Raw genomic sequence first — 5,530 nt, 5'->3', positions numbered from 1 at the left:
GTGCCCCCGGCCCCCGCCCCGACCCCCCGGGGCGCGGCCCCCCCCCCCCCCGCCGCTCCATCCCCTGAAGGAGAGACGATGACCAGCAAGTCCCAGCTGACGCGCCGCAGCCTGATCAAGGCGCTCGCGACGTCCACCGTGGCCGTCGGCCTCGGTGCCGCCGCCGCCCCGGGGGCCCTGGCCTCCACCGCCACCGCCGCCGACCCCCTGACGACCGCCGCCAACGGCCGTCTGGTGCCCCCGGGCAAGATCGGCATCCAGCTCTACTCGATCCGCGACAAGGTCTCGAGCCTCGGGTTCCGCACGGTGTTCGAGCAGCTCGCCGACATCGGGTACACCGAGATCGAGTTCGCCGGCTACACCCAGGGTCAGGTCGGGGCGATCACCCCCGAGGAGATCCGCCAGCTCCTCGACGACAACGGCCTGCGGGCCGTCGGGTCCCACGTCGGCATCGGAGCCCTGCGCACCGACCTGGCGCGCCAGCTCGAGATCGCCAACATCCTCGGCATGCCGCACGTCGGCACCGCGAACGCCCCGTCGAACGTCGCCACCGTGGACGGGTACCGGGCGGCCGCGGACGAGTTCAACGCGTGGGGCGCCCAGGCCAACGCCGCCGGGCTCAAGCTGTACCAGCACAACCACGCCGGCGAGTTCGCGTTCGCGTCCGACCAGCCCGACGTGCGCCTCTACGACGTCTTCTTCGACAACACCGACCCGGACGCGGTTTTCCTCGAGATGGACGTCTACTGGGCCTTCGTCGGCCAGCACCTCTACCCGGGGTTCGAGCCGATCGACTACGTGCGCAACCACGCCCACCGCTACCCGCTCCTGCACCTCAAGGACGGCGCACGCAACGAGGCCAACCCCAACGGCTTCGACATCATCGAGTTCGACGCCGGCGACCTGCCCTACCGCGAGTTCCTGCGCGCCACGAAGGCGCGCGGCACCCGCTGGGGCATCTGGGAGCAGGACAACGCCGCCACGACGGCCGTCCCGCCGAACCCGCTGGACTCGTTCGGCAACGCCCGCCGCAGCTACGACGGGATCCTCGGCCTGCGCGGCTGACCGTCCCCTGTGGCACCGGGGCCCCGTCCGCGTGTAGCGGTCGGGGCCCTCGTGGCGTCCTCAGCGGCGCAGCCCCAGCTCGATGGCGGGGCACCGGTCCATGACCATGTCGAGGCCCGCGGCGCGCACGCGCGCGGCGGCGTCCTCGTCGACGACGCCGAGCTGGAACCACACCGCCTTCGCGCCGATCGAGATCGCCTCGTCGGCGACGGCGCCCGCGAGCTCGGAGCGCACGAACACGTCCACGACGTCGACGGGGAACGGGACGTCGGCGAGGGTCGCGTAGCCCTGTTCGCCGTGCACGGTCTCGGCGCTCGGGTGCACGGGCACGATCCGCTTGCCGGCCCGCTGCAGCACGCCCGCGACGCCGTACGCCGCGCGTTCGGTGTTGGTCGACAGCCCGACGACGGCCCAGGTGGTCGTGCCGTCCAGCAGTCGGTCGATCGTGGCCGCCTCGTCGTCCGACCCGCTGGCGGGGCCGCCCGCGTCGTCCGGCGTGACGTCCGGTGCGCTCATGCGCGGCACAGCCCCGGCGTCGAGCGGCCTGCTCCAGTCCCTCGGGTCCCTCATGCGCATGCCCGCACCCTCCTCGTGGTCCGTTCCGTGCTCCGTGCACTCATGCGAACGCCAGCGCCGCACCCGCGAGCGCGCAAGCCGCGGCACACGCCGCCGTCCGCAGATGGTTGAGCCGCGCCCACGGGCGGTCGAAGGCCTCCCACCCGGCGGCGTCGCGGTGCGCCATGAGCCGGTCGTTCAGCGGTACGTTGCCCGCCGCGGTGACCCCGAGCATGCCCACCAGCATCACGACCGCGCACGCCGCGACCAGCCACGCGCCGTCGTGCCCGCCGACGAGGCCGACCACGCCCGCCACGACCGGAACGACGACGGCCGCGCCGAACAGCGTCATGAACGGCGGCCGCAGCGCGTCGGTGTTGATCGCGGCCATGGCCCGCGCGGCGTCGGCCGGGTCGAGGCGTCGTAGGCCCGCGACGACGAACGTCGAGAACGCTGCGAACACCCCGCCCGCCAGGCCGGTGACCAGCACGGTCAGCACGAGGAGCACGCCCCAGAGGTCCATGGGCCCAGTCAACCAGCGGGACGCGTCCCCGCGCAGCAGGATGGACCCATGCCCGCACCTCCCGCCGTCGTCAAGGCCACCAAGCGCTTCAACCCGTACGCCCTCAAGGTCAGCTCGCGCGTGCCGCCGTGGGTCACGCTGCACCACGTGGGCCGCAAGAGCGGGCGCGAGTACCGCACGCCGGTGGTCGCGTTCGCAGCCCGCGCCCCGATCGACACGCGGGTGTCGCGCCCCGGCGACCCAGTCGAGATCGGCGAGTACCGCGACATCCTCGTGCTCACGCCGCTGCCCTGGGGCGCGGACGTCGACTGGTGCCGCAACGTGCGCGCCGCGGGCTCGTACCGCCTCACCCGCAAGGGCGTCGACTACCGCGCGGACCAGCTGCGCGTCATGGACGCCGACGACGCCCGCCGCCTGCTCGGCGGGTTCGTCGGCGCGGCATCGGGGTTGATCGGCATCGAGTCCTTCCTCGTCGGGCGGCTCAGCCGCTGGCCCGTCAGCGAGACAGGGCGCGGCTGAAGAAAGCGACGGCGTCGGCCGCCGCCTCGGCCTGCAGCGCCGGGTCGCCACCGTCCGGGCCGTCGATGAAGTCGTAGTGCCCTGCGTCCGTGCCCAGCTCCCTCGTGTCGGCACCGGGGATCCCCGCCGCGTACACCTTCGCGTTCGTCTCGAACGGGACGGCCTCGTCGGCGCCGCCCCAGCGGACCGCCGTCGGTCGCGACACCGTGGCGAGGCTGCCCGGGTCGACGAAGGCGCCGAGCGGGCACAGCAGGTAGCCCGCGGAGACACGCTCGTCGCGGAACGACCCCACGGCGTGGTCCACCCAGGCGGCTCGCTCGGCCTCGGAGTGGGCGGCCCGCAGCTCCTCGACGATGCCCGGGCGCTCGGGCGTCGGCGGAGCCGGGACCTCCCCGGAGACCAGGCCGCGGAACGTCGCCCCGTCCACGCGCGCCCCGAGCAGGGCCGCCACCGTGTACCCGCCGATCGAGAAGCCCGCCGCGCCGACCGGCCCGCTCGGGTCGAGGACGTCGAGCACGCGGGACAGATCGAGCGCCCGGTCCCACCAGCGGACGAACGACTCCGCGGCGTACGGCTCCAGGAAGGTGTTGCCGTGGTGGTCGACCGCGGCGACGGAGCACCCGGCGGCCACCAGGTCGTCGATCAGGACGTGGAGGTTCTGCGCCGCCCCGCCCGTCCCGTGCGAGACGAGCACGAGGGGCGCTGCGTCGTCGGCACGCCACAGGTGGGTGCGGACCGGCCGAGGGCCGTCCGCGCCGTAGGCCGGTCGCGCGGGATCGGTGAGCTCGAGGACCTCGGCGTGCACGGGACTCCTTCGTTCGCGCGGGGCAGGTGGGCCCAGTGTGCCAGCGTCGATGCCGGTCGCGGCGACCCGACCGGCCGGGGCTTCGGCGTAAGGGAACCCCCGGGGCGGGCCGCGACACGGCCAGGGTCGATCTCAGGGGCCTGCCCGGTTCTGTGACACGCGTCACCCGCCGTACGTTCGACGGCATGATCGAGGCACAGGGTCTGTCCAAGAGCTACGGGAACAAGACCGCCGTCGACCGCGTCACCTTCACGGTGCGGCCCGGCGTCGTCACCGGCTTCCTCGGCCCCAACGGGGCGGGCAAGTCCACCACCATGCGCATGATCATGGGTCTCGACCGGCCCTCCGCGGGCTCGGTCACCGTCAACGGCCGCCCGTACGCGCGGCACCGATCCCCGCTCACCGAGGTGGGTGCCCTGCTCGAGGCCCGGGCCGTGCACCCCGGCCGGACGGCGCGGGCGCACCTGCGTGCGCTGGCCGCCACGCACGGCATCCCCGACCGGCGGGTCGACGAGGTCGTCGACCTGACCGGCCTGGCCTCGGTGGCCCGCAAGCGGGTGGGCGGCTTCTCGCTCGGCATGGGTCAGCGGCTCGGCATCGCGTCGGCGCTGCTGGGCGACCCGCGCACGCTGATCCTCGACGAGCCCGTCAACGGCCTCGACCCCGAGGGCGTCCTGTGGGTGCGCCACCTCGCGCGGAGCCTCGCGGCCGAGGGCCGCACCGTCTTCCTGTCCAGCCACCTCATGAGCGAGATGGCCCTCACCGCCGACCACGTCATCGTCATCGGGCGCGGCCGCATCCTCGCCGACGCACCCGTCAGCGACGTCGTCGAGGCCGCGTCGCGGCGTGCGGTCACCGTCCGCACCCCCGGCCCGTCGGCGCTGCGCACCGCGCTGGAGCGAGCGGGCGCCGCCGTCGTCGTGCCCGACGTCGCCCACGAGGGCGCGCTGGAAGTCACCGGTCTCGACGCGGCGGCGATCGGCGAGATCGCCCTCACCACGGGCGTCGCGCTGCACGAGCTGACCCCGGTGGCCTCGACCCTCGAGGACGCCTACCTGGAGCTCACGGCCGACGCCGTCGAGTACCGCACCGACGACCCCGCCGGCGACCTCGCCGCCGCCGGCTCGACGAGCCCGGGAGACCACTCATGAGCGCCACCACCACCCTCGTCGCGGGCCGTGAGCCCGCGCACGGCACCCACGTGACCTTCGCGCGCGTGCTGCGCTCGGAGTGGCTGAAGCAGTGGTCGCTGCGCTCCACGTGGTGGGGCATCGCGCTGACGGTGCTGCTCATGGCGGGGCTCGCGGTCGTCATGGCCGCGACGCTCGGGTCGGCCACGACGTCGCCCGACATGCAGGAGACGATGAGCGCCGACCCACGGCTCGCCGTCCCGAGCGGCGCCGTCGCCGTGACGTTCGGGTACGGGTTCGCGCAGCTCACCGTGGCGGTCCTCGCCGTCCTCACCATCACGGGCGAGCATTCCACGGGCATGATCCGCGCGACCTTCGCCGCCGTGCCGCGCCGCCTGCCGGTCCTGTGGGCCAAGCTGGCCGTCGTCGCGGCGACCACGGCGCTGCTCGCCGTCGTCGGCCTGGCCGCGGCATGGCTCGCGACGGCGTCCTCGCTGTCCGCCGACGGCCTCTCGCTGGACTTCTCCGACGGCGAGCACCTGCGGGCGCTGGGCGGCACGGTCGTCTACCTGGTGACCGTCGCCGCGCTCGCCCTGGGCATCGGCGCGCTCCTGCGCAGCACCGCCGCCGGGATCGCCACCACCCTGGGCCTGCTGATGGTGGTACCCCTGCTGTTCCAGGGGCTGGCCGGCTCGGCCGCCTGGGCGCAGGACGTGTACGCCTACCTCCCGACCGTGGCCGGCGAGCGGCTCATCGCCACCGGCCCCACGCCCGACGGCCTCCTGGCCCCCGGCGCCGGGTTCGCCGTGCTGGCCGGGTACGCCGTGGCCGTGCTCGCCGCCGCGGCCCTCGCCGTCCGGCGTCGCGACGCGTGAGCCGCGCCCTGAGGTCGGTCGTCTGTCACGAGGTCGGGATGTCGACCGACCTCGTGAC

7 protein-coding genes are annotated in these 5,530 nt (G+C 74.4%); 4 read left to right on the top strand and 3 right to left on the bottom strand.

The features are described from left to right. Window positions 1-78: 78 nt before the first annotated feature. On the top strand, window positions 79-1,065 hold the full coding sequence (locus ACFWDO_RS20985) for a sugar phosphate isomerase/epimerase family protein (protein WP_380326446.1): 987 nt from the start codon (window positions 79-81) through the stop codon (window positions 1,063-1,065). 60 nt (window positions 1,066-1,125) lie between these two features. Here ACFWDO_RS20985 and ACFWDO_RS20980 read toward each other — a convergent pair whose 3' ends face one another. Together ACFWDO_RS20980 and ACFWDO_RS20975 are read right to left on the bottom strand one after the other, a co-directional pair. Further along, window positions 1,126-1,581, bottom strand: coding sequence for a CoA-binding protein (locus ACFWDO_RS20980; RefSeq protein WP_380326443.1), 456 nt, complete (start codon window positions 1,579-1,581; stop codon window positions 1,126-1,128). Window positions 1,582-1,681: 100 nt separating this feature from the next. Continuing rightward, complete coding sequence (locus ACFWDO_RS20975; RefSeq protein ID WP_380326440.1) at window positions 1,682-2,143, bottom strand: anthrone oxygenase family protein; 462 nt, start codon at window positions 2,141-2,143, stop codon at window positions 1,682-1,684. A gap of 48 nt (window positions 2,144-2,191) precedes the next feature. Here ACFWDO_RS20975 and ACFWDO_RS20970 point away from each other — a divergent pair, with 48 nt between their 5' ends. After that, a complete protein-coding gene (locus ACFWDO_RS20970; protein WP_380326437.1) occupies window positions 2,192-2,662 on the top strand; it encodes a hypothetical protein in 471 nt (156 codons plus the stop codon). Here ACFWDO_RS20970 and ACFWDO_RS20965 read toward each other — a convergent pair. Continuing rightward, window positions 2,640-3,467: an alpha/beta hydrolase family protein gene (locus ACFWDO_RS20965; protein ID WP_380326434.1), complete on the bottom strand. Its 828-nt coding sequence runs from the start codon at window positions 3,465-3,467 to the stop codon at window positions 2,640-2,642. The genes ACFWDO_RS20970 and ACFWDO_RS20965 overlap by 23 nt on opposite strands. Before the next feature lie 185 nt (window positions 3,468-3,652). Between ACFWDO_RS20965 and ACFWDO_RS20960 the strand changes: the two genes are divergently transcribed. Together ACFWDO_RS20960 and ACFWDO_RS20955 are read left to right on the top strand one after the other, a co-directional pair. Further along, entirely contained in the window at window positions 3,653-4,618 is a 966-nt protein-coding gene (locus ACFWDO_RS20960) for an ATP-binding cassette domain-containing protein (RefSeq protein ID WP_380326431.1), read from the top strand. Beyond that, window positions 4,615-5,472 carry an ABC transporter permease gene (locus ACFWDO_RS20955; protein WP_380326428.1) on the top strand — a complete coding sequence of 286 codons (858 nt, stop codon included), beginning with the start codon at window positions 4,615-4,617 and terminating at the stop codon, window positions 5,470-5,472. The genes ACFWDO_RS20960 and ACFWDO_RS20955 overlap by 4 nt, the downstream gene beginning before the upstream one ends. Window positions 5,473-5,530: the final 58 nt, after the last annotated feature.

Source organism: Isoptericola sp. NPDC060185, assembly GCF_042728595.1.
Taxonomy (GTDB): Bacteria; Actinomycetota; Actinomycetes; order Actinomycetales; family Cellulomonadaceae; genus Isoptericola.
The sequence above is the reverse complement of the archived record's forward strand: the minus strand, read 5'-3'. Positions and strand labels throughout refer to the sequence as shown.

Excerpts from the sequence above, each read along its gene's own strand:
- ACFWDO_RS20985 (WP_380326446.1), top strand. The coding sequence starts at position 79 with ATGACCAGCAAGTCCCAGCTGACGCGCCGCAGCCTGATCAAGGCGCTC.
- ACFWDO_RS20980 (WP_380326443.1), bottom strand. The coding sequence starts at position 1,581 with ATGAGCGCACCGGACGTCACGCCGGACGACGCGGGCGGCCCCGCCAGC.
- ACFWDO_RS20975 (WP_380326440.1), bottom strand. The coding sequence starts at position 2,143 with ATGGACCTCTGGGGCGTGCTCCTCGTGCTGACCGTGCTGGTCACCGGC.
- ACFWDO_RS20970 (WP_380326437.1), top strand. The coding sequence starts at position 2,192 with ATGCCCGCACCTCCCGCCGTCGTCAAGGCCACCAAGCGCTTCAACCCG.
- ACFWDO_RS20960 (WP_380326431.1), top strand. The coding sequence starts at position 3,653 with ATGATCGAGGCACAGGGTCTGTCCAAGAGCTACGGGAACAAGACCGCC.
- ACFWDO_RS20955 (WP_380326428.1), top strand. The coding sequence starts at position 4,615 with ATGAGCGCCACCACCACCCTCGTCGCGGGCCGTGAGCCCGCGCACGGC.